The sequence below is a fragment of the Kitasatospora sp. NPDC004799 genome (genome assembly GCF_040609095.1).
Lineage (GTDB): Bacteria > Actinomycetota > Actinomycetes > Streptomycetales > Streptomycetaceae > Kitasatospora.
In genome coordinates this window covers 1-2,317 of record NZ_JBEXJK010000694.1, presented here as the reverse complement: position 1 = coordinate 2,317, position 2,317 = coordinate 1, and the positions used below count along the sequence as shown (strand labels likewise).

At 69.0% G+C, this 2,317-nt stretch carries 5 protein-coding genes; 2 read left to right on the top strand and 3 right to left on the bottom strand.

All coding sequences use genetic code 11. From position 1 onward, the window contains the following. Nucleotides 1–144: 144 nt before the first annotated feature. Genes ABZW03_RS39990 through ABZW03_RS39980 form a run of 3 tightly spaced genes read right to left on the bottom strand, consistent with a single transcriptional unit; the run spans nt 145 to nt 910 of the window. Nucleotides 145–291 carry a hypothetical protein gene (locus ABZW03_RS39990; protein WP_355269681.1) on the bottom strand — a complete coding sequence of 49 codons (147 nt, stop codon included), beginning with the start codon at nt 289–291 and terminating at the stop codon, nt 145–147. Further along, entirely contained in the window at nt 279–545 is a 267-nt protein-coding gene (locus ABZW03_RS39985) for a hypothetical protein (protein WP_355269679.1), read from the bottom strand. The genes ABZW03_RS39990 and ABZW03_RS39985 overlap by 13 nt, the downstream gene beginning before the upstream one ends. Next, on the bottom strand, nt 542–910 hold the full coding sequence (locus ABZW03_RS39980; RefSeq protein WP_355269677.1) for an ATP-binding protein: 369 nt from the start codon (nt 908–910) through the stop codon (nt 542–544). The genes ABZW03_RS39985 and ABZW03_RS39980 overlap by 4 nt, the downstream gene beginning before the upstream one ends. A 289-nt stretch (nt 911–1,199) precedes the next feature. Between ABZW03_RS39980 and ABZW03_RS39975 the strand changes: the two genes are divergently transcribed. Next, nucleotides 1,200–2,048, top strand: a complete 849-nt coding sequence (locus tag ABZW03_RS39975; RefSeq protein WP_355269675.1) for a helix-turn-helix transcriptional regulator — start codon at nt 1,200–1,202, stop codon at nt 2,046–2,048. Continuing rightward, nucleotides 2,045–2,266, top strand: coding sequence for a DUF397 domain-containing protein (locus ABZW03_RS39970; RefSeq protein WP_355269673.1), 222 nt, complete (start codon nt 2,045–2,047; stop codon nt 2,264–2,266). The genes ABZW03_RS39975 and ABZW03_RS39970 overlap by 4 nt, the downstream gene beginning before the upstream one ends. The last annotated feature ends 51 nt before the right edge of the window (nt 2,267–2,317 follow it).

The following is a 2,317-nucleotide window of genomic DNA, read 5'->3' as shown; positions in this document are numbered from 1 at the left end:
CCAGGGGGCCGTGCACGCGGGGGCCGACACCAAAAACCCGCCCCCCCCCCCGGGGGGGGGCCGGCCCTGGCGCCGGGCCGTATTTTGGGCCGCGGGGGCCGCCGCCCGGCGGGGTCGGCCGGGCGGCGCGGGTGGGGTGGGGCGTCAGGCCACGGGGTGGTGGTCACGGCCGGGGGCCGGGAGGGGGTCCTGCTGGTGGGGCATCCGCAGGACGGCGACCGCGCCGAGGCCGACGACGGCGATGGCGAGGAGGAACAGGAGGGGAAGGGCGAGGCCGATCAGGAGTCGCACGGGGCAGCGACCTCGGCCTTCTCGTAGTGCCGGAGGATCGCGAGGAGGTTGAGGACGGTGCTGGCCGGCGCGGCGCCGAAGCGGACCAGGACCCGGCCGTCGACCACCTGGTCGGTGGCCAGGGAGGGCCAGAGCAGGCCGAACCTCCGCCCACGAGTGCGGAGTTCGTCGAGCAGGGAGGCGACCTCCGGCTCGGTGTAGGTCCGCATGACCGGGTCGGCCGGCCCGGTCGGGCGGCGGTGGTCGGCGGTCACGCGGCGGCGTCCAGCTCGAACCAGCAGGACTTCCCGGACTCCCGGGGCTCCGTGCCGAAGCGGTCGGTGAGGGAGCGGACGAGGCGCAGGCCCCGGCCGGAGACGGCGAGGAGGTCGGAGCCGTCGCGCTGGATCGGGACGATGGGGCTGCTGTCGCTGACGGAGACCCGGAGCACGTGATCGATCAGCGCGATGACGACGATCGGCGCCGCACTGCCGCCGTGGCGCCAGGCGTTGACGAAGAGTTCGAGCAGCGCGAGCTCGGCATCGGCGACCAGGTCGGGCTTCCACCCGGCGCGCGCCGTGGCCTCGCGCAACTCCTCGCGCGCGGCCGACCAGTCAGGGGGAGATTCGTGGGGGAACACGATGAAACCTCCGAAAGGGCTTCAGAGATGGCCATCGATCGACCAAACGCTCGATCGAAGCGATGGCATGACGGAAAAGTACAGCCGCATCCCAGACCTGATCACGCAGTGCATGCGGCTAGCTACACTCAGCATGACGTGAGAGCCATCACACATGCAAGCTGGCTCGACTAATCTGCAAAATCTCATATCGAACCCGAATTCGGTGCCGCTCTCCGCCAGTTGTCGGTAGCGCCTATGCAACCTGCAAGGGCAGACTGGTCCACCGATGGGTCAGGAGGGGCATCGCATGGCGGTATCAACCGTTCGCCGTCGTCGGCTGGGCGAAGAGCTGCGCAGGCTCCGCGAGCAAGCGATGATCGCTGCGGACGCGGCAGCCGACGCCACGGGCATGAGCCTGGCCAAGCTGAACCGGATCGAGAACGCCCGCACGGCGGCCAAGATCGAGGACGTCAACAAGCTTCTCGACCACTACGGTTGCGACGACGAAGAGTTCCGCGCCGGCTTGATCGCCATCACGAAGGACGGCAGCAAGCGCGGGTGGTGGCTGAGTTACCGCGATGTGATCAACGTGTCCGCGACCGACCTGATCATGCTCGAAACCGAGGCTTCGACCTTCAAGACCTACGAACCCGCCTTCATCCCGGGTCTCTTCCAGACCGCCGAATACGCCCGGCTGGTCATCGACCGGCTCCGGACCACCAACGGTGGAACGGTTGACGATCTCGTGCAGGTCCGCATGGCGCGGCAGTCCATCCTGACCCGCCCGAATCCCGTCGAGGTCTGGGCGGTCATCCACGAAGCCGCGCTCCGAGTCATCGCGAACCGCCCCGACATCATGGGCCCACAGCTCGACAAGCTGCTCACACTGAGCCGGCTGGCGAACGTCAACATCCAGGTGATGCCTGCGGGTGCGGCGATCCACCCGGGCATGGCCGGCGCGTTCGCCCTGCTCGGATTCCCGCAGCGGAAGGACCTCGACGTCGTGTTCGTCGAAGGGCTGCTCGCCGGGTTCTGGGTGGAGGACCCGAGCGATGTCGAGCTCTACCGGGCGAAGTTCCAGGAGATCACGGCTGAAGCCCTTTCGGTCGACTCCTCCATCGAGTTCATCACCGCACAGAGAGAACGGATCAAGTGACCCACTACTCCAATGCTGCCGCGACCGGCTTCGTCTTCCGGAAGTCGAGCTACAGCGGCGGCAACGAGAACTGTGTCGAATACGCACTCCTCCCCGGGGCCGTCGCAGTCCGGGACAGCAAGGACTCTTCCGGCCCCGCCCTGGCGTTCGACCGCGCGGCCCACGAGGCCTTCATCTCCGCCGTCGCCGGCGGGGAGTTCGACTTCGGGCTCCTCTGACCGCTCCCCCGGTCGCGGTGGGGGGGGGGGGGGCGGCGGGGGGGCGGCCGG

Coding starts and splice junctions, on each gene's coding strand:
- ABZW03_RS39975 (WP_355269675.1), top strand. CDS start 1,200: ATGGCGGTATCAACCGTTCGCCGTCGTCGGCTGGGCGAAGAGCTGCGC.